The organism is Xanthomonas albilineans (genome assembly GCF_009931595.1).
Lineage (GTDB): Bacteria > Pseudomonadota > Gammaproteobacteria > Xanthomonadales > Xanthomonadaceae > Xanthomonas_A > Xanthomonas_A albilineans.
On the sequence record NZ_CP046570.1, the window covers coordinates 2,186,940 to 2,206,256 of the forward strand.

The following is a 19,317-nucleotide window of genomic DNA, read 5'->3' on the forward strand; positions in this document are numbered from 1 at the left end:
GCCGACCAACACCGCCTAGTCCAGCAGGTGGCATATCATGATGGCGTGATCGCCCGCGCCCTCATTGTCCTGCTGCGCTTGTACAAGCACTTCATCAGTCCGCTGCTGGGGCCGCGCTGCCGTTTCGTGCCCAGTTGCTCGGCCTACGCAATGACCGCTATCGCCCGTTATGGTGCGCTGCGTGGCGGCTGGATGGCCGTTTGCCGCGTCAGTCGCTGCCATCCCTTCCATCCCGGCGGGTTCGATCCGGTGCCAGACCCCACCACTCCCACAACCTGCCGCTGCCGAGGAAAATCCTGATGTCCGCTTCCACACTCATCGTCAACGCGCGCCTGGTCAACGAAGGCCATGAAACCCAGGGCGACCTGCGCATCGCTGACGGCCGCATCGCCGCGATCGCCTCGCAACTGGGCGCACGCGAGGGCGAGAGGGTGGTCGATGCCAAGGGGCGCTGGCTGCTACCCGGCATGATTGACGATCAGGTGCATTTCCGCGAACCCGGCCTGACCCACAAGGGCGACATCGCCAGCGAATCGGCGGCCGCGGTGGCCGGCGGCCTGACCAGCTTCATGGACATGCCCAATACCAATCCGCCGACCCTGGACGCGGCCGCCTTACAGGCCAAGTACGACGCCGCGCGCGGCCGCGCTTGGGGCAACTACGGCTTCTACCTGGGCGCCAGCAACGACAATCTGGCCGCGATACAAACGCTGGATCCGAAGACTGCGCCTGGCATCAAAGTGTTCATGGGCGCCTCCACCGGCAACATGCTGGTGGACGATCCGCGCACGCTGGATGCGATCTTCCGCGACGCGCCGACGCCGATCATCACCCACTGCGAGGACACCCCGACCATCGATGCAACCTTGACCACGTTCAAGCAGCAATATGGCGAAGCGCTGACCGCGCAGATGCATGCGGACATCCGCTCGCGCGAGGCCTGCCTGAAATCCTCGCAGCTAGCGGTATCGCTGGCAAAGAAGCATGGCACCCGCCTACACGTGCTGCACATTTCCACTGCAGACGAACTGGCGCTGTTCGCGCCCGGCCCGATCCAGGGCAAGCGCATCACCGCCGAGACCTGTATCCACTTCCTGCGCTTCGACCGCGCCGACTACGCCACGCTCGGCAACCTGATCAAGTGCAATCCGTCGATCAAGGACGCCAGCGACCGTGAGGCGCTGATCCGCGCACTGACCGAGGATGTGATCGACGTGCTCGCCACCGATCACGCCCCGCATACCTTGGAAGAAAAGAACAAGCCGTATGCACAGGCACCATCGGGGTTGCCGCTGGTGCAGTACGCGCTGGTCGCGGCGCTGGAACTGGTCCATGAAGGCCAGCTCAGCGCGGCACAGGTGGTGCACAAGTTCGCGCACGCGCCTGCGCTACTGTTCGACGTGCACGAACGCGGTTTCCTGCGCGAGGGTTACCACGCCGACCTAGTCCTGATCGACGACAACACCTTCACCGTGCGGCGCGAGGATGTACTATCCAAATGCGGCTGGTCGCCATTCGAGGGCCGCCGCTTCCGTTCGAAGATCGCCACGACCTGGGTCAACGGCGAGTTGGCCTGGGATGGAAAGCGCTTGGTCGGCCATCCGAACGGGCAACGTCTGATCTTCGACCGCTGATGTCCCGCTGCATCTTGCAGAGCCGCGCATGGTGGGCGTTCGGCCTGCTGGTTGCTGCGATGGCCCTTCCATTATGGGCGCAGCCAGCAGCGGCCATCGGCACCGAAACACGCAGCGTATTCCCGCATAGCGCATCGCAAGGCGCGCTGGTGATCGGCAAGGTGCCGCCCGGCAGCCAAGTCAAATACGCCGGAAGAACGCTACGTGTCAGCGACGACGGCAGCGTGGTGTTCGGTATCGGCCGCGACGAACGCGGGCCGCTGCGGATCGTGGTGCAACCTGCCGGCGGCACCAGCGAGACAATCGAGATCGCAGTGACAGCGCGCGACTGGCCGCTGGAATACGTCAACGGCGTTCCACCAAAGACCGTCAACCCGCCCGCGGCAATCTCTGAGCGAATCAAGCGCGAACAGGCCCAGGTCAGCGCCGCGCGCAACCGCGATGATCCGCGTACCGACTTCGCCGCGCCCTTCATCTGGCCAGTACAAGGCCGGATCAGTGGCCGCTTCGGCAATGCCCGCGTCTATAACGGTCAACCCGGCGCCGGCCATTCCGGCATGGATATCGCCGTGCCCACTGGCACCCCCGTCAAAGCACCAGCGGCCGGTGTGATCACCTTCGCCGCACCGGATATGTACCTGACCGGAGGCACCATACTGCTCGATCACGGCTACGGCGTCAGCTCCAACTTCCTGCATCTATCGCGGATCGACGTGAAAGTCGGCGACCGGATCGTTCAAGGCCAGATAATCGGCGCGACCGGCGCCACCGGACTCGTGACCGGACCGCATCTGCATTGGGGAATGAACTGGTTCGATGTCCGTATCGACCCGCTGCTGGTACTTGAACGCACGAAGTCACATTGACGGCCCCCACATTCATGGCGACACAGCAGCGGATTCGTCATCCAAGATGACAGCAAGCCAGCGCATCGATGCAATTCGATGGGCACAGATGCCGGCACGAGACACCGACGTCGATAAAGCGGCGACGTACGACACAGCACGCCAACTGGCGTACATGCATCAACATGCTACGAGTCTTCGCTTGTAATCGGACTCACACCATTGATCATACTGGCGACAGCATAATCCCCCACTGATCGAGCCAGCACAATATTAAAAATATCTCCATTCCAATAATAACAATACGATGCAAGCATTCTTGCATGAATGGAATACGCATGACACATGCCAATGACAAAGCTCGCGGCGACACAACCATCAACACAGCCGCACTCAGCAACCAGCAAGATTACTGCGAGCAATCTATCCGAATTATTGACCGCGACACGGCAACCCCCCGAAATTTCACCATCTATATTCCCATATTTTTTTATAAAAAATCATCGGAAATACAAAACCGAACCTATCATTATGCGCAATGGAAATCCGCATAAAAATTTCGACATACCCCCTGCACCCCCTTTGAGAAAAAATCCATCTTCTTGAAAGAGAAAATCCATATGCGACTTCCAACTTGGCTGTACGCCTATGCATTACTGGCGCTTTTTCAGCCCCTCGCTTGCAATGCACAAAAGTTGATAGGCACTGCCGACAGACCACAATTAAGCAACGCCGATGCGAAGAACTATACGGCCTCCACCTACCTTGCCCGAGCCGGCAAGATCGGTTCGATGGTCACCGACAATTGGAACCCAAGCGCGGGCGTGGCACTGCTGAGCCCCAGCTATCACGTCGCTGCCGACGGCTCCGCACCATTCGCCAGTGTTCAGGCAGCGGTGGACAAGGCAGTGGCGGACGGAGGCACAATGCGCCGCTACATCGGCATCGAACCAGGGGTCTACAGAGAAGTGGTATGCATCCCTGAAACGGCGCCGCCGATCACGCTGTTCGGCATGGGCCAAACCCCCAGCAACACGCTAATCACCTTCAACAATGCCAATCTGACGCCAAAACCAGTCGGTACCCCCACCACTCCATGCGCTAGCAATGCCGATGCGGCCGTCATTGGTACTTTCGGTAGCGCCACATTCACAGTAAGCGCTGACGCATTCCAGGCGCGCAATCTGACCTTCGCCAACGATTATGTGGAGGGGACCTACCCAGGCACCAACCAATCGGCGGTCGCCCTGGCCGTACGCGGCGACAAGGCGGTTTTCGAAAAAATCGCGGTACTGGGCAATCAGGACACTCTGCTGGTCGGCCCCGTCGACACAACATTGGTGAAACGCACATACTTCAAGGACAGCGTGGTACAAGGCGACACCGACTTCATCTTCGGCGCAGGTATCGCAGTCTTTTACCACAGCATTATCCGCTATGATGCCAGACGTTTGAACGGCAGCGGCAAAGCCTATCTATTCGCTCCAAGCACCCATCCCGGCAACCCATACGGTTTTCTTGTCATCGACAGCATCTTCGACGTCGTCGGTGATGCCGTCGGCAACACTATTTATCTTGGCCGCGCCTGGGACCAGAGCACCCCCAATCTTCCCAACTATGTCAATGGCAAATCACCCAATGGACAATTGACAATCCGCAATTCGATACTCGGCGCACATATACGCAAAGACGCGCCATGGAGCAACTCTACTGCCAAACGCCCTTATTGCAGTGAAAGCTGCACCTATTCCGCAAACCGTTTCTACGAATATTCCAACAGCGGCCCAGGCAGTGCCGATTTCCATCACCCCCACGGGTATCGATCGAATCGCGGTGGCGGCCGTTCCAATCAGCAAGCCGATACATATGCTGCCCATCTTTCTTCCTGAGAAAATCAATAATGACGACTACAACTTCATCCTCCTTGCCTGTATACGGCTTACCACTCCTCGCATTCTTATCACTCCATGCCGGTGCGACTTCACTCCATGAGCATCCAATACGAAAAAAAACATACCATGACCAAGACAATACAAGCTCTATCGTGACCGCCTGGGGAACTATCGACGAACCAAAACTTCCGTCGAACGTCTGCACGACATTAAACGCAACGCTGCAACCGCTCAATGGCTCGCTGGATAGCATCGATGCGGACCCTACCTACTCGGCACCGGATACGTTGCGCATCCAGGATGCCATCAACGACTGCCCCGTCGGCAGTGCGGTGAAACTGGCACAGGGAAGCTATGGCGAATCCGGCTTCCTTACCGGCCCGCTGACCCTCAAGAGCGGGGTGACCCTATGGATCGACGAGGGCGTCACCTTATTCGCTTCGCGCAATCCACAAGATTACGATACCGGCGTAGGGAGTTGTGGCACCGCAAATAGCGACAAAACCAAAACCTGCAAACCACTCATTTACGGCAACTCGCTCAGTGGCAACGGCATCGTCGGCGACGGCAAGATCGACGGGCGTGGCGGCAGCGTCCTGACCGCAGGCCCAAACGCGGGCAAGCGTAGTTGGTGGGATGTGGCCTATCAGACCGTGAGCCAGGGACTCATCCAGCACGCTCCGCGTCTGCTACAAATCGATAACAGCAGCAATATCGTCATGTATCGGTTAACCCTGGAGAACTCGCCGAATTTTCACGTGCTCACCAACAATGTGACAGGCATGACCGCCTGGGGCCTGAAGATCCTCAGCCCGAGCCTTGTCTACACACAGCCAGGCTATAACTGCCCAGCCGGCACCACGCCGGATATGCAAACGCCCGCCACTTGCTTCACTCCGGAAAACGTCAAAAACACCGATGGCTTCGATCCAGGCCAGTCCAGGAATGTCCTATTGGCATATTCCTATATCAGCACCGGCGACGACCACGTCGCCATCAAAGCTCATGCCACTGACACATCGAGCATTCCGTCAACATATATGGCCTTCGTCAATAACCATTTTTATTATGGCCATGGCATGTCGCTGGGTAGCGAGACCGACTCCGGCATGAACAATATCGTGGTGCGCAACCTGAGCATCGACGGATTAAATTCCTTTAATCCAAACAAAGACAGTACGTCTGGTAATGGACTACGGATCAAATCCGACAGCACCCGTGGCGGACAGGTTTCCGATGTACTGTTCGAGAATGTCTGCATGCGCAGCGTGGCACACCCACTAGTGTTCGACGCATTCTATAGCAAGCCGGCGAGCAGCGCCAAAAACGCATCTTATCCGCGCCTCAATGGAATCACCTTGCACAACGTGCACTCGCTGGGCTTGAGCAATTTAGGCGCTGGTCAATTGAGTTTTTACGGCTACATGGGGAAAAATTTGTCCTATCCAATCACGATTTCCCTGGATAATGTCGTAATCGACGGCGGCAATGTCTCCTTCGCCTTCCCGCACAATGGTGGACCGAACGCCAATCCGGCGGCCACTCACTTCAGTTTTACCGGCGGGCCGGTCAGCTTCGCCAGTTTGCTATCGCCCTCCAATCAGTACGACGTGCAGTTGAATGGCACACCTGGACAAGGCACGCCATTGGACTGCAGCAACGCTTTCGTCACCTACAGCAGCGTGTTGCCCGATTCGCCGATCTGATCGATCCAACTCGCACCGCTCTCGTCACCCCGCAGCGCTGGAGCCATCATGCCAGCGCTGCGTTTTCGATATGGCCCCGGCGGATGCGCTGGGTTCCACCCTCATCCCAGACCCGCCCACCAGGCACGCCATAGTATGGACATCGCGCTCGGCGAGGAACGTCTAAGGCGTGCACGCTGTGCAAGCCGTGCCCGCGCCAACGTCGAAACGATGCGCCGTGGCCGCGCACCCTGCACGCGCTGCGGCCAGCCCTGCAAGATGGCCTGCGCCCAGCGCTGTTGCGCTTGCGCCTCCTCGCCACTGCGCAGCGACAACGGCAACGCGGCAGTGCCGGCCTCGGCCAACCGCTGCGCCAGCACCTGGGCCGCGACAGGGCCGGCGGCGCCATCGGTGACGGCATCGAACAGTACACGCTCGACCGCAACCACTGCCTGGGCGAACGGTTGCAGGCGTTCCAGCGCATGCGCCACATCGGCAGCGGCGGCGCGCGAATCCGGCAAGGTCAGCAGCGCATCGGCTAACTGCGCCCAAGGCGCATCGACCGGTTCCAGAACCCGCCCCAACGGATGCCGCGAGCGCCGTCCGGCCCAACTGCGTAATTCTTCTCCCCACCATGCCAGCTTGGCATCGGCTGGCAGCGGATCGCCCGCGATGTTGAGGATGTCGTCGAACTCCTGCAGCAAGGCGAACCAGGCCACGGTGCGGGCGCGCTGAGGGGCAGGCACAAAGGTCTCGGCCACGGCCCATTCCGGCCAACGGCGGTGCCATTTGTCGAGAAAAGCCTCCAGTGCTGACGAGCTGCTCATGCGATCGAGGATTCGGAAAATCAGGAAGACGGCGCAGCCAGCGGCCACGCTGCAGCCGTGTACAGATCGAGCGGGTCGGCCACCAGCGCGTCGGCACGCCAGGCCAACGGCTCGTCGTCGTGCAGGCGATAACCCCACAATACCGCCACCGAAGCCATGCCGGCGGCGCGCGCGGCGAGGATGTCGCGCTCATCGTCACCGACGTAGACCACATCCTGCGGCGCCATCGCCAGCCGCTGCGCGGCGACCTGCAGCGGCAGCGGATGCGGCTTGCGCTCGGGCAACGAGTCGCCGCCGATCAGCACCGCACAGCGCTGCTCCCAGTGCAGTTGCGGCAGGATCAGCCGGGCCAGGAACTCGGGCTTGTTGGTGACGATCCCCCAAATGCTACCAGCCTCCTCCAGCCGTTGCAGCAACCCGGCGATCCCATCGAACGGACACGAATAACGGCCGATCAGCGCCTCGTAGTGGCTCAGGAACACCGGAATCAGCGCATCGCGGACATCGGCGGCCAGGTCCGGGAAGGCGACACAGAGCATCGCCCGCGCGCCTTTGGACACCACCGGACGCAGTTGCTCCAACGTCAGAGCGGCACGACCATGTTCGGCCAATAGCACATTGGTCGCGGCCAGCAGGTCCGGCGCACTATCCAGCAAGGTGCCGTCCAGATCGAATAGCACCGCGCGCGGGAACCCACGGCGCGGTGGTAGCTGACTACTGCTGCGCATCCAGCGCGTCCGGCTTGACCGCGCAGGCCAGATAGTTGACTTCGGTGCGAGTGGACAGACGCGCGCGGTTGCGCCATGGCTCATAGCGCAGGCCAGTGACATCGCGCAACTGCAATTGCACTTGGCGCAACCAGGCGGCCAGTTCCGCCGGCTTGATGAAATCTTGATAGCGGTGGGTGCCGGCGGGCAGCAGACGCGCCACGTATTCGGCGCCGACGATAGCCAGTGCGAACGCGGCCGGGGTACGATTGAGGGTAGACAGGAACAGTTGACCACCCGGCTTAAGCAAGCGTGCACATGCAGCGACGATTGCCGCCGGATCCGGCACGTGTTCGAGCATCTCCATGCAGGTGATCGCATCGAAACTGGCCGGCTGCGTCGCCGCCAGCTCCTCCACCGACTGCACTCGGTAATCGACCTCGACCGCGGATTCGAACCGATGCAGCCGCGCCACCTTGATCAGCTCCGGTGCCAGATCGATGGCAGTGACCTGCGCACCTTCCTTGGCCAGCGCCTCGCTGAGCAGGCCGCCTCCACAGCCCACGTCCAGCACCGTGGCGCCACGTAGCGGCACCCGCTCGGCGACGTAGCGCAGGCGCACCGGATTGAGTACATGCAGCGGCTTCTGCGGGCCGTCGGCATCCCACCAGCGGGTGGCAAGGGCGCCGAACTTGTCCAGTTCGGCCTGATCGAAATTGGCGGAAGCGTGGGCGACGGGAGCGATCATGACGGCATCTCGATAGGGCCACGCACTGCGCGGCACGGGAAAAACAGGTCAGGCGCGCACGCTGCGGATACGTTCGCGCCATTCCCGCGCATTGGCGAGCAGTGCCTCGACGTCCATGTCCACCAACACCCGCTGCGTCAGTTTGGGCTGGCCGGCGATCCACACATCGCTCACTTGCTGCCGGCCAGCCGCATACACCAGCTGTGAGAGTACGTTGTGCAACGGCTGGGTCTCCAAGGCCGACAAGTCCACGCAGATCAGGTCGGCCTGCTTGCCGGGTTCGATCGAACCAATCTTATCGCCGAAACCCAGCGCACGCGCGCCGCCCAGGGTCGCCGCACGCAGCGTGCTGGCCGCATCCAGCGCGGTGGCGTCATTGGCCACCGCCTTGGCCAGGAGCGCCGCGGTGCGGTTCTCGCTGAACATGTCCAGATCGTTGTTGCTGGCGCAACCGTCGGTGCCGATCGCCAGATTCACCCCGGCGCGCTGTAGCGCGCAAGCCGGGCAGAAACCGGAGGCGAGTTTGAGGTTGGATTCGGGGCAATGCACGACGCTGACACCGCGCTCGGCGCACAGATGGATCTCCGCGTCGGTCAGTTGGGTCATGTGCACCGCGATCAGGCGGTCGTTGACCAAGCCGAGCCGGTCCAGCCGCGCCAGCGGACGCTGGCCGTATTGCTTAAGCGAATCGGCGATCTCCTGCGCCGTCTCGTGGGTGTGCAGGTGGACCGGCACATCGAGCTGGTCGGACAGCATGCGCACCCGCTCGAAGTTGACATCGTTCACCGTGTACGGCGCATGCGGGGCGAAGGCGATGCCGACCAGCGGATCGTCGCGCCATTGATCGTGCACCTCGCAGGCGCGGGCGAAGTATTCGTCGGCGGTCTTGGCCCAGGCCGTGGGAAAATCGATGATCACCGTACCGACCCGCGCGCGGAAGCCGTGCCGCTTGTACACCGCGGCCTGCACATCGGCGAAGAAGTAATTTTCGTTGGCGCAGGTGGTGCCACCGCGCAGCATCTCGGCAATCGCCAGCACGGTACCGTCGGCAACGAACTCCGGGCCGATCACCGCGGTCTCCACCGGCCAGATGTGCTGCTGCAACCACACCATCAACGGCAGGTCGTCGGCGATACCGCGCAGCAGCGTCATCGGGTTGTGGGTATGCGCATTGACCAAGCCCGGCAGCAACGCCGCATCGGGACGCGAGACGGTATGTGCGGCGGCGAAGCGCGTGCGCGCCTGGGCGGTGGGCAGCACGGCGAGAATCTCGCTGCCGCGCACCGCGACCGCGTGGTCCTCCAGAACCACAGCATGCGGTTCGATCGGGATGACGTAACCGGCTTCGATCAGCAGGTCGCAGGATTCAATCGTGGGGACGGTCATGGTGCGTCTTGGCAGGCATCAAGGTGGCAGCGCCTGAAATGGCGCCTTGTCGAGGGCGACGGGACAATCGCCTTGCCCGTCTTAGCATAGCGTCTGCCACGCGCAATAGCGGACCTGGCCGGTTGGGGGGGCGTCGCGCGCCAGCACAGCCGGCAAATCGCGCCTTCCAATTGCGCACGGATGCGCCACAGGCCGCCGTTTGCACCGCGCGCCAGACCGGATACAACACCGCTCCGGCCGCCCAGCCAGGGGACGCACGCTGCGCCCCTGCACGGACACGCTTACTTGACGCGCGAGAAATATTCGCCCGAGCGCGTATCGACCTTGATCACTTCGTCCTGGCCAACGAACAAGGGCACCCGCACCACCGCGCCGGTCTCCAGCGTGGCCGGCTTGCCGCCGCCGCCAGAGGTATCGCCACGCACGCCCGGATCGGTCTGGACGATCTTCAGCTCGACGAAATTCGGCGGGGTGACCTGGATCGGGGTACCGTTCCACAACGTCACCACGCAGTCTTCCTCCCCCTTGATCCATTTGGCGGCATCGCCGACGCCGGCCTTGTCGGCCTGCACCTGCTCGAAGGTCTCCTGCTGCATGAAGTGCCAGTATTCGCCATCGGTATACAGATACTGCATGTTGGTATCGACCACATCGGCCGCTTCCACGCTGTCGGTGGCCTTCATGGTCATTTCGACCACGCGCCCGGATTTGATGAAACGATATTTGACCCGGGTGAAGGCCTGGCCCTTGCCCGGCTTCACGTATTCGGTATCGGTGATGATCGCCGGTTCGCTGTTGACCAGGATCTTCATCCCGTTCTTGACATCGTTCATGCCATAGCTGGCCATCTGAAACTCCTCGGGTAAGGCAAACCCGCCGCGTTCGGCGGCCGGCCGGATAGAATGGACGCCCCGCCACAGCGGCGGGCACTCGTTTGATGACCGCCTATGATAACCGCAGCCCTACCCTCGATGCAGCCGTCACCGAGCCCCCCCGTCGTCGCATCGCCACGCTGGCAGCAGATTTGGCGCGACGCCGTGCGCGATCCGCACGAACTGCTGGCACTGCTGGGGCTGGATCCGCAGGGACTGGGCATTTCCACCGAGGCGGCGACGCAGTTCGCGCTGCGCGTGCCGCGCGGCTTCGTCGCACGGATGCGGCATGGCGATCCGCACGACCCACTACTGCGTCAAGTGCTGCCGCTGGATGCCGAATTGCACCGGGTGCCGGGCTTCGCCCTGGATGCAGTGGGGGACGGCGCAGCGAAAAAGGCCGATGGAGTCATCCACAAGTATCGCGGCCGCGCCCTGCTGGTGGCGACCGGCAGTTGCGCGGTGCACTGCCGCTATTGCTTCCGCCGCCACTTTCCCTATGCCGAGGAGAGCGCCGCACGCGATGGCTGGCGCGATGCGGTGGCAGCCATCGCCGCCGATCCCAGCATCGAGGAAGTGATCCTGTCCGGCGGCGATCCGCTCTCGCTGGCCACGCCGAAACTGGTCGAACTGACCGAGGCGCTCACGGCGTTACCGCAGATCAAGCGCCTGCGCTTGCATAGTCGGCTGCCGGTGGTATTGCCCGAGCGTATCGATGCCCCACTGCTGGCGTGGCTACGCGCCCTGCCCTGGCCGCTGGCCGTGGTAATCCACGCCAATCATGCCAACGAATTCGACGCTGCGGTGGATGCCGCGCTGGCGCGCCTGCGCGATGCCGGCGCGCAGTTGCTCAACCAGGCGGTGCTGTTGCGCGGCGTCAACGACACCGTGGAGGCACTGGCCAAACTGAGCGAACGCAGCTTCGCCGCCGGGGTGCTGCCCTATTACCTGCACCAGTTGGACCGGGTCGAGGGCGTGGCCCATTTCGAAGTGGACGATGCCACCGCATTGGATTTGCATCGAGCGCTGGCCTCGCGGCTATCCGGCTACTTGGTACCGAAGCTGGTGCGCGAAATCCCCGGCGACAGCAGCAAGCGCCCGCTGATGCCCTGATCGGTACCATCGCCGCGCACCTGGCGCACCGCAACTACGCCCAAGACCTGTCTCAATTGCCCGCATAGAGGGTCGGCAAGGATTCGTGCAGAAAAGAGCCAAAAGCGAGCTAACTCGCTATCAGCCAAGAACTTTTCATGGAATTCCTGCAGACCCTCCAAAGCCTCCGGCTTGGTTCCGGCATACAGCGCCGATTAGAGGGCCCGCAGACGCGCCAGCAACGAAGTGCTAGCGTAACCATCCTGCGGCAATTGCTGGCTGCGCTGGAATGCACGGATTGCCTGACGAGTTCGCGGCCCCAACGTACCGTCGACGCTGCCTACGTCGAATCCCTTTTCGTTCAGCCGCTTCTGCAACTCGGTGATCTCGGCCACGCTATTGAGCGGAGGATCATCTTTGGGCCATGAGTGCTCTACCCCGGCACCGCCCGCATAGCCATCGGCCAGCAAACCGACCGCCAAGGCATAGGCGTTGGAACTGTTGTAGCGCAGAATGCTGCGGAAATTGTCGAACACCAAAAACGCCGGGCCGCGGTACCCGGTGGGCAACAGCACCGATGCCTGCTGCTGAGCCAGTGCGCCCGCAATCGGTTTGCCAGCACACCTCACCCCCAGGCGCAGCCATTCGGCTACGGTTTTCTTGATCGTCAGGTCGGCTTGCGCGTAGTCGAAGCCGGCTGGCAGATGGACCTCCTGGCCCCAAGGAATATCGCGGGTCCAATTGCTCTGCTTGAGATAATTCGCCGCAGAACCCAAAGCGTCCGCATCGGAATTCCAGACATCCCGTTTATGGTCGCCATCCTCGTCGACGGCGTATTCGCGATAGGTGGTCGGAATAAATTGCGTCTGCCCCATGGCGCCGGCCCACGAGCCAATCAACCGCGAGCGATCAATGCCTTTTTCCGTCTGTAGAATCTGCAAGGCCGCAAGCAGTTGCGTGTTGCCATATGTGGTGCGCCGCCCCTCATGCGCCAGCGTCGCCAGCGAGCGGATCACATAAAGGTCCCCGATATTTTTGCCGTACTCGCTTTCCATGCTCCAGATGGCGGTCAGTATGCCCGGATCCACACCGTACTGCTGCCTCAATTTCTGAAAGAGAGCGTGATTGCTCTTCAGCAGTTGCTGTCCTTTCTGGATGATGGAAGGTGTGATACGGCCATCGAGATAGTCCCACAGAGCAAGGGTAAATTCGGGTTGCTGCTGATCCAGTGCCTGCACCGATGGATCGGGTGTGACGCCAGCGAATGCCTTATCCAGCGTGGTTGCTTCGATGCCGGCGGCAAGCGCACGCTGGCGGAAATCGGCAAGCCACTGTTCGAAGCTGGCAGTGGGTAAGGGTTTTTGTTGCGCGGTGGCGGTGGTTGGGGAGAATGAGGCTGTTTCGGGATCTGTGGTTTGCGCTGCTGCACTGGTGGCAACCACACATACGCTGACACAGAACGATAAACGCAAAATACGCGAAGGCATAATCATGGCTAGCGATACCTGCAGTGAGGGGATGCGAATTCAGCATAGTCCTCGTGTTCCTTGGATAAAAGTATTGCGGCCGTACTTTTATTGAACAACTCTTGGGCAATCTATCCCACTTAGGGAAGGCACGAACAAGCCCATCCCCCCTGTTTTTGGCACAAATCATTGATTTTGGAAGACCTGACTTATTCAAGCCCTCCTTGTTATCACGCCTGAGCCGGCTCAAGTCCAGTCTGGTGCAGTTCAGGCAGTACACCCCGCCCCCCCAACAATGCCGCGCCGGTGCTGGAACTGAACACTACAAAAAAGTAGACAACCCGTTATCCACGAATAGAGGCGAGAAGGCTCCAGCGAAAGGCGAAGGCGGGAAACGACATTGCTACCCCGTGCTGCACTATATTGCACCGCCTGGTGCCGACCCCAAACGCCGGCACGCTGGACGCGCGCAACAAATCAACTGGCAGGGGTCACGACGGCACCGCAATTAATGCTTGCTCTGCCCCGCCAGGCGCGCCATACGCTGTGCGTCGGACAGCACCCCGCGCAACAGCCGCACTTCCTGCTCGCTGAGCGCGTTGCGCAGGAACAACCGACGCAGTTTGCGCATCGCCGACTCTGGCGCGCGGCCCTTGTGGAAATCGATGTCATCCAGAGTCTCGGCCAACTGCCCGAACAGGCCTTCCAGTTGCGCGTGGCTGGCCGGCGCTTCGCGCAACCCAGGCGCCGCAGCGGGCACGGCGGCCTCGCTGCGCAACTGGGTCAGCCGCACTTCATAGGCCAACACCTGCACCGCCGCGGCCAGGTTGAGCGAACTGAACGCCGGGTCGGAGGGGATATGCACCGCCGCATGGCATTGTTGCAGTTCCTCGTTGGTCAAGCCGGTGCGTTCGCGCCCGAACACCACCGCCACCTCGGCCGCATCGGCCACTGTCGCCGCCAGACGCTGCGCGGCGTCCGCGGGCAACAATTCCTGCAACGCGACCCGGCGACTCCGCGCAGTACAACCCAACACCAGCCGGCAATCGGCCAGCGCATCGGCCAGCGTCGGCAACACCGGCGCCTGTTGCAACACGTCTTCGGCGCCAGCCGAACGCCGGTAAGCGTCGACGTCCACGCTGCATTCCGGCGCCACCAACACCAGCCGTGCCAGGCCCATGGTCTTCATCGCCCGCGCCGCGGCACCGATGTTGCCTGGGTGCTGGGTTCCCACTAGGACGAAGCGAATGCGGGCAGGATCGGTCATGGCAGCGCAGCAGAGGGAAGCGAATGGGGGCGTAGATGGTAAACTGTGCAGCCGGCCTTCGCGCCGGAGTGCTCTTTTCCTCCTTCAGCCCTACCTCCGCCCTTTCGGGGAACCGTTGCCGTGCAAAAACCCGTCGTTACCGTCATGGTCAAGGCCGCCCGTCTCGCCGGCAACGTGCTGTTGCGCCACATCAACCGTCTCGAGGCACTGAACGTGGTGCAGAAGGACCGCATGGACTACGCCAGCGAAGTCGATGCCGATGCGGAGAAGGTGATCGTCAAGGAACTGCGCCGCGCCTACCCAGACTACGGCGTGATGGGCGAGGAAAGCGGCGTACAGGGCGGCGGTCGCTACATGTGGGTAATCGATCCACTGGACGGCACCAGCAACTATCTGCGTGGATTCCCACATTATTGTGTGTCCATCGCCTTGGTCGAAAACGGCGAGCCAATCGATGCGGTGATCTTCGATCCACTGCGCAACGAGCTGTTCACCGCCAGCCGCGGCAACGGCGCTGTACTCAACGACCGCCGCATCCGCGTCAGCGAACGCAAGGAACTCGATGGCGCCATCGTCAATACCGGCTTCGCCCCACGCGAACGCAAGCGCACCAGCGCGCAGCTCAAATGCGTGGACGCGTTGATGGTGCAAGCCGAGGACATCCGCCGTACCGGTTCGGCCGCATTGGACTTAGCTTATGTCGCCTGCGGTCGTGCCGATGCCTATTTCGAGGCCGGCGTAAAAGCGTGGGATATCGCCGCTGGCGTGTTGCTGGTGCGCGAAGCCGGCGGTCGCGTCACCGACTTCAAGGGCGCCACGCCAGGCCGCATCGACGACCGCGGCGCCCCTCAATTCCAGATTGTCGCCGGTAATCTCAAGGTCAGCGACGCGCTACAGAAGCTGATCGTCAACAGCGGGTATGCCGGCGAGTTCGACGCCAAGCTCTAAAAAAACCAGGTGCAGGGAACCGGAGAACCGAGCCCCCCTCAGAAAACCGAAAGCCGCGCGATTGCGCGGCTTTTTTGTTTCCAACATGCGCACAATCGGCGCCATATCGACCGGTCCTGACACGAAGCGCTTGCGGACAAGGCGGTGTAACGCGTGGATATGCCAACAAAGCGCCTTCTTCCGATTGCACCGCAGTCATGGCGAACATGCGCCACAAGATTGACATCAAAATTTCACGAAAAAATGATCGCCGGGTGCGTAGAAACCGATCGGCATGCATCCAGAAAATGATGGATACGTCTCCGAAATCACACCAATACGTCAGGTGCCGCTTAACCGCCGATGGCAGTCATCGATAGTCTGCCTCAAGACTAGCAATAGATGGTCGATATCGGTGCGGGCCTTTGCCCATAGCCTCGCCTCCCCACCAGCGCTCACCCGACACCGCGTTGCCGGCTCATCCCGATCACGCAGTCGGTAGCTCGCACCTTCCGTTCCGGAGATTTTACCAAATGTCGTTCAATCATCTTACCGTCAGCAAACGCTTGGCGATCGGCTTCTGCGGCGTGATCGCCATGCTGCTGCTGGTCGGCATCGCCAGCCTGATCGGGTTCCGCAAGTTTACCGCAGCCGCTGCAATGGACGCGCATACCTATCAGGTCATCACCATGGGCGACCACATGCTGTTGAGCCTGCTCAATATCGAAAGCGGCGCGCGTGGCTTCGGCCTCACAAAGGACCCCACCTATCTTGAGCCGTTCGAACTGGGAAAACGCGAATTCGACACGCAATTGCAGCAATCCAAACAGTTGACCGCAGACAACCCGATGCAGCAGACGCGTCTGCAAACAATCGCGCAGTCCTACGAACAATTCCTCGCAATCCAGGAAAAGACAATCGATCAGATCCGTGGCAACGCGAGCGGCAGCACCTCCAGTCTGTCAACGCTCAACACGCAAGGCAAGCAGCAGATGGATACACTGCGGGACAGTATCAGGCATTACGAAGACACCGAGCAAGGATTGTTGAAAGTGCGCCGAGCCGCAAGCGAGGCGCGTGCGCGGACGGGCGAGTGGACCAACATCGGCGGCATGCTGATCGGCATTCTGGCTGCGGTATCGCTTGGCCTACTAGTCCGCAACAGTCTGATGCGCCAGCTTGGTGGCGAGCCAGCCTATGCTGCCGAGGTCGTCCGCCGCATCGCCAATGGCGACCTGTCGCGGGACGTGGAACTCGATGCGACATCGCCATCGCTACTGAACGACATGCGACAGATGCAAGAGCAGTTGCGCGCAGTGATCCAGGCACAGACCGAGATGGCAGACCATCACGCAGCCGGACAAATCAGCTTCCGCATGAACGAGACACACTTTCCAGGTGATTATGGACGCATGGTGCGCGACGCCAATGCGCTGGTGCATCGCCACATTGATGTGAATCAGCGGGTGATCGCACTGATGGGCGAATACGCCGAGGGCGACCTGAGCGGCGACTTGGAGCAATTCCAGGGCGAAATGGCGATCCTGACCGAGACCATGTACAAGGTGAAAAGCAACCTGGGTGCGATCAACAGCGAGATCGATCTGCTGGTCCGCGCGGCCGCGCAGGGCGATTTCTCCCGTCGCGGCGAAGAAACGCGTTTTCGCCATGCCTTCCGTTCCATGGTGACCAACCTCAATCACATGATGACTGGCACCGAGACGAATCTGGCGGCGCTGTCGCAGTTGCTACGTGCGATCGCCGCCGGCGATCTCACCCAACAAATGCAGGGAGAGTTCCACGGCGTTTTCGCACGCATGCGCGACGACGCCAACGCCACAGTCGGGCAATTGACCGAAATGGTAGGTCGCATCCAAAAAGCATCCACGAGCATCGACAGCGCCGCCAGCGAGATCGCCACCGGCAACAACGACCTGTCGCACCGCACCGAACAGCAGGCCGCCAGCCTGGAGGAAACCGCCGCCTCGATGGAAGAACTCACCTCCACCGTGAAGCAGAACGCCGACAATGCACGCCAGGCCAACCAGTTGGCGGTTAGCGCCGCATCGGTCGCTTCGCAAGGTGGCCAGGTGGTCGGCCAAGTCGTCACCACGATGAGTGGTATCGAATCCTCCTCAAAGCGCATCGCCGACATCATTGGCGTCATCGACGGCATTGCCTTTCAGACGAATATTCTCGCACTCAACGCAGCGGTGGAAGCGGCACGTGCCGGCGAACAAGGCCGCGGGTTCGCTGTGGTCGCCAGCGAAGTACGCACCCTCGCACAACGCTCGGCCAATGCCGCCAAGGAAATCAAGGACCTGATCGACGACTCGGTGAACCGCATCGCCGAAGGCTCGGTCCTGGTTGCCCGCGCAGGCACGACCATGCAGGAGGTCGTGGCCTCGGTACAGCGCGTCACCGACATCATGAGCGAGATCTCCGCGGCCTCGCAGGAACAGTCGGCTGGGATCGAGCAAGTCAATAAGACCATCACCCAAATGGACGAAGCGACCCAGCAAAACGCCTCGATGGTCGAGGAGGCGACCGCCGCAGCACGCTCCATGGAACAGCAGGCAAACCAGTTGGTCGAGATCGTCGGACAGTTCCATGTGCAAAGCGAAACCTATCCGACAGTGGCAAAGATGGTGGCGCGCGTCACCTCACACGTGGCCCCTGCCATGCACGTTGTCTCCTGATCAACACGCACGGGGCGGCCCTGGCCGGCCCCGTGTTTCAGGGGAGAACGCAGCGCGCCGCTGCAAGGACACAGGAAGGCACTCGCACCTTGACCCTCTCCGCTACAGACAATGTGCACTGCGTGGGCACATCGGTCGCCGCCGTCACACCACACATGACACCTCAACAGGCGCTGTGACCCTGCACCCAAAAGAAAAGCCGCGCATTCGCGCGGCTCTTGCAAACTGACGAAAACAGGAGAATCGCGCATTCCTCGCGCTCCGGCCCCTCACGGGTGCCCAGCTTACGGCCTGCGCGCCAGCGCCTCCACGTCCTTGGCCTTCGGCAACAGATCCTGCTTGGTGACCTGGAACGGACCGATCGACAACAACGGCACCGCCACGATCACCGAGGACACCACCACGATCACCGCGCCGATCATGTGGGTCAGCGCCAAACCTTGCATCGATGCGCCACCGTACAAGTACAACGCCAACGCCGACAGGAAGAACATCACCGCCGTGATCACCGTGCGCGACAGGGTCTGATTGATCGAACGATTCAACACCTCGGTCGGCTCCACACGCAGGCTGCGGAAATTTTCGCGCACGCGATCGAACACCACGATGATGTCGTTGATCGCAAAACCCATCACAGACAACAGACCGGCAAGCACGGTGAGATCGAACTCGCGACCGGTCACCGAGACATAGGCAACGGTCACCAGCAGATCGAACAACGCTGTCATGCTGGCCACGACCGCGAATTTCCATTCGAAACGGAACGCGATGTAGATCAGGAAACCGATCAGCATGAACACCGTCGCATAGACGCCATTCAACGCCAGGTCCTTGCCGACCTGCGGCCCGACGAATTCGCCCGGCTGCACCGTCGCCGGATTCTCCGGCGTCGTCACCGCCTTGCGAACCTGTTCGGCCAAGTTCTTGGTGATGTCCTCGTTATTGTGTTCGCCCTGCGGCTGCAGGCGGATGACCACCTGGTTACCGCTACCGACATTCTGCACCTGCACGTTCTCGAAGCCGGCCTTGGCCAACTGCGCGCGCACCTGATCCACATCGACCGTTTTCTGGAAACTGGTCTGCACTAGCGCGCCGCCGGTGAATTCCAACGCGTAATTGAAGCCCTTGGCGAAGATCACGCCCAACGAGGCCAGCGCCAGCACCACCATCAGCGCCAAGGTCGGGTGCCGCCAGCGCATGAAGTCGATCTTGGTGTCGTTCGGGATCAGGTGAAGCGGGAAGATTTTCATAGGATGCCGCTCTGCGTTTT

Annotated in this window: 17 protein-coding genes; 9 read left to right on the plus strand and 8 right to left on the minus strand. The window is 61.3% G+C overall.

Annotated elements, in window-relative coordinates; genetic code table 11:
- Positions 1–27: 27 nt before the first annotated feature.
- From yidD to XaFJ1_RS09220, 6 genes are all read left to right on the plus strand, one after another.
- Positions 28–300: a membrane protein insertion efficiency factor YidD gene (yidD, locus tag XaFJ1_RS09195; protein ID WP_080929717.1), complete on the plus strand. Its 273-nt coding sequence runs from the start codon at positions 28–30 to the stop codon at positions 298–300.
- Positions 300–1,634, plus strand: coding sequence for a dihydroorotase (locus XaFJ1_RS09200; RefSeq protein WP_012916400.1), 1,335 nt, complete (start codon positions 300–302; stop codon positions 1,632–1,634). The genes yidD and XaFJ1_RS09200 overlap by 1 nt, the downstream gene beginning before the upstream one ends.
- A 59-nt stretch (positions 1,635–1,693) precedes the next feature.
- Positions 1,694–2,500: a M23 family metallopeptidase gene (locus XaFJ1_RS09205; protein ID WP_012916401.1), complete on the plus strand. Its 807-nt coding sequence runs from the start codon at positions 1,694–1,696 to the stop codon at positions 2,498–2,500.
- A gap of 317 nt (positions 2,501–2,817) precedes the next feature.
- The gene (locus XaFJ1_RS09210; RefSeq protein ID WP_155393674.1) at positions 2,818–3,033 is read left to right on the plus strand and encodes a hypothetical protein; all 216 of its coding nucleotides are present in this window, start codon (positions 2,818–2,820) and stop codon (positions 3,031–3,033) included.
- A gap of 66 nt (positions 3,034–3,099) precedes the next feature.
- The gene (locus XaFJ1_RS09215; protein ID WP_012916402.1) at positions 3,100–4,368 is read left to right on the plus strand and encodes a putative acyl-CoA thioester hydrolase; all 1,269 of its coding nucleotides are present in this window, start codon (positions 3,100–3,102) and stop codon (positions 4,366–4,368) included.
- Positions 4,369–4,379: 11 nt separating this feature from the next.
- Positions 4,380–6,077: a glycoside hydrolase family 28 protein gene (locus tag XaFJ1_RS09220; protein ID WP_045756909.1), complete on the plus strand. Its 1,698-nt coding sequence runs from the start codon at positions 4,380–4,382 to the stop codon at positions 6,075–6,077.
- Between the two features lie 101 nt (positions 6,078–6,178).
- On the opposite strand, the gene XaFJ1_RS09225 is transcribed toward XaFJ1_RS09220, so the two are convergent.
- The 5 genes from XaFJ1_RS09225 to efp form a co-directional block, all read right to left on the minus strand.
- Positions 6,179–6,883, minus strand: a complete 705-nt coding sequence (locus XaFJ1_RS09225) for an isoprenoid biosynthesis enzyme family protein (RefSeq protein ID WP_012916404.1) — start codon at positions 6,881–6,883, stop codon at positions 6,179–6,181.
- 20 nt (positions 6,884–6,903) lie between these two features.
- Positions 6,904–7,611: a phosphoglycolate phosphatase gene (locus XaFJ1_RS09230; protein WP_012916405.1), complete on the minus strand. Its 708-nt coding sequence runs from the start codon at positions 7,609–7,611 to the stop codon at positions 6,904–6,906.
- Positions 7,598–8,338, minus strand: a complete 741-nt coding sequence (gene ubiG / locus XaFJ1_RS09235; protein WP_012916406.1) for a bifunctional 2-polyprenyl-6-hydroxyphenol methylase/3-demethylubiquinol 3-O-methyltransferase UbiG — start codon at positions 8,336–8,338, stop codon at positions 7,598–7,600. Before ubiG ends, XaFJ1_RS09230 begins: the two co-directional genes overlap by 14 nt.
- Positions 8,339–8,386: 48 nt before the next feature.
- Positions 8,387–9,724: a TRZ/ATZ family hydrolase gene (locus XaFJ1_RS09240; protein WP_012916407.1), complete on the minus strand. Its 1,338-nt coding sequence runs from the start codon at positions 9,722–9,724 to the stop codon at positions 8,387–8,389.
- Between the two features lie 281 nt (positions 9,725–10,005).
- Positions 10,006–10,572: an elongation factor P gene (efp, locus tag XaFJ1_RS09245; RefSeq protein WP_012916408.1), complete on the minus strand. Its 567-nt coding sequence runs from the start codon at positions 10,570–10,572 to the stop codon at positions 10,006–10,008.
- 99 nt (positions 10,573–10,671) lie between these two features.
- Here efp and epmB point away from each other — a divergent pair, with 99 nt between their 5' ends.
- The gene (gene epmB, locus XaFJ1_RS09250; RefSeq protein ID WP_045756910.1) at positions 10,672–11,709 is read left to right on the plus strand and encodes an EF-P beta-lysylation protein EpmB; all 1,038 of its coding nucleotides are present in this window, start codon (positions 10,672–10,674) and stop codon (positions 11,707–11,709) included.
- A 194-nt stretch (positions 11,710–11,903) separates the two neighbouring features.
- Here the strand turns inward: epmB and XaFJ1_RS09255 are convergent, their stop codons facing one another.
- Positions 11,904–13,181 carry a lytic murein transglycosylase gene (locus XaFJ1_RS09255; protein ID WP_012916410.1) on the minus strand — a complete coding sequence of 426 codons (1,278 nt, stop codon included), beginning with the start codon at positions 13,179–13,181 and terminating at the stop codon, positions 11,904–11,906.
- 481 nt (positions 13,182–13,662) lie between these two features.
- Positions 13,663–14,421 carry an RNA methyltransferase gene (locus XaFJ1_RS09260; protein WP_012916411.1) on the minus strand — a complete coding sequence of 253 codons (759 nt, stop codon included), beginning with the start codon at positions 14,419–14,421 and terminating at the stop codon, positions 13,663–13,665.
- Positions 14,422–14,541: 120 nt separating this feature from the next.
- Between XaFJ1_RS09260 and XaFJ1_RS09265 the strand changes: the two genes are divergently transcribed.
- The gene (locus tag XaFJ1_RS09265; protein WP_012916412.1) at positions 14,542–15,369 is read left to right on the plus strand and encodes an inositol monophosphatase family protein; all 828 of its coding nucleotides are present in this window, start codon (positions 14,542–14,544) and stop codon (positions 15,367–15,369) included.
- 512 nt (positions 15,370–15,881) lie between these two features.
- Complete coding sequence (locus tag XaFJ1_RS16375) at positions 15,882–18,047, plus strand: methyl-accepting chemotaxis protein (protein ID WP_012916413.1); 2,166 nt, start codon at positions 15,882–15,884, stop codon at positions 18,045–18,047.
- Positions 18,048–18,331: 284 nt separating this feature from the next.
- Here XaFJ1_RS16375 and secF read toward each other — a convergent pair whose 3' ends face one another.
- Entirely contained in the window at positions 18,332–19,297 is a 966-nt protein-coding gene (secF, locus tag XaFJ1_RS09275; RefSeq protein ID WP_012916414.1) for a protein translocase subunit SecF, read from the minus strand.
- Positions 19,298–19,317 lie beyond the last annotated feature (20 nt).

Coding starts and splice junctions, on each gene's coding strand:
- XaFJ1_RS09200 (WP_012916400.1), top strand. CDS start 300: ATGTCCGCTTCCACACTCATCGTCAACGCGCGCCTGGTCAACGAAGGC.
- XaFJ1_RS09205 (WP_012916401.1), top strand. CDS start 1,694: ATGGCCCTTCCATTATGGGCGCAGCCAGCAGCGGCCATCGGCACCGAA.
- XaFJ1_RS09210 (WP_155393674.1), top strand. CDS start 2,818: ATGACACATGCCAATGACAAAGCTCGCGGCGACACAACCATCAACACA.
- XaFJ1_RS09215 (WP_012916402.1), top strand. CDS start 3,100: ATGCGACTTCCAACTTGGCTGTACGCCTATGCATTACTGGCGCTTTTT.
- XaFJ1_RS09220 (WP_045756909.1), top strand. CDS start 4,380: ATGACGACTACAACTTCATCCTCCTTGCCTGTATACGGCTTACCACTC.
- XaFJ1_RS09225 (WP_012916404.1), bottom strand. CDS start 6,883: ATGAGCAGCTCGTCAGCACTGGAGGCTTTTCTCGACAAATGGCACCGC.
- XaFJ1_RS09230 (WP_012916405.1), bottom strand. CDS start 7,611: ATGCGCAGCAGTAGTCAGCTACCACCGCGCCGTGGGTTCCCGCGCGCG.
- ubiG (WP_012916406.1), bottom strand. CDS start 8,338: ATGATCGCTCCCGTCGCCCACGCTTCCGCCAATTTCGATCAGGCCGAA.
- XaFJ1_RS09240 (WP_012916407.1), bottom strand. CDS start 9,724: ATGACCGTCCCCACGATTGAATCCTGCGACCTGCTGATCGAAGCCGGT.
- efp (WP_012916408.1), bottom strand. CDS start 10,572: ATGGCCAGCTATGGCATGAACGATGTCAAGAACGGGATGAAGATCCTG.
- epmB (WP_045756910.1), top strand. CDS start 10,672: ATGATAACCGCAGCCCTACCCTCGATGCAGCCGTCACCGAGCCCCCCC.
- XaFJ1_RS09255 (WP_012916410.1), bottom strand. CDS start 13,181: ATGATTATGCCTTCGCGTATTTTGCGTTTATCGTTCTGTGTCAGCGTA.
- XaFJ1_RS09260 (WP_012916411.1), bottom strand. CDS start 14,421: ATGACCGATCCTGCCCGCATTCGCTTCGTCCTAGTGGGAACCCAGCAC.
- XaFJ1_RS16375 (WP_012916413.1), top strand. CDS start 15,882: ATGTCGTTCAATCATCTTACCGTCAGCAAACGCTTGGCGATCGGCTTC.
- secF (WP_012916414.1), bottom strand. CDS start 19,297: ATGAAAATCTTCCCGCTTCACCTGATCCCGAACGACACCAAGATCGAC.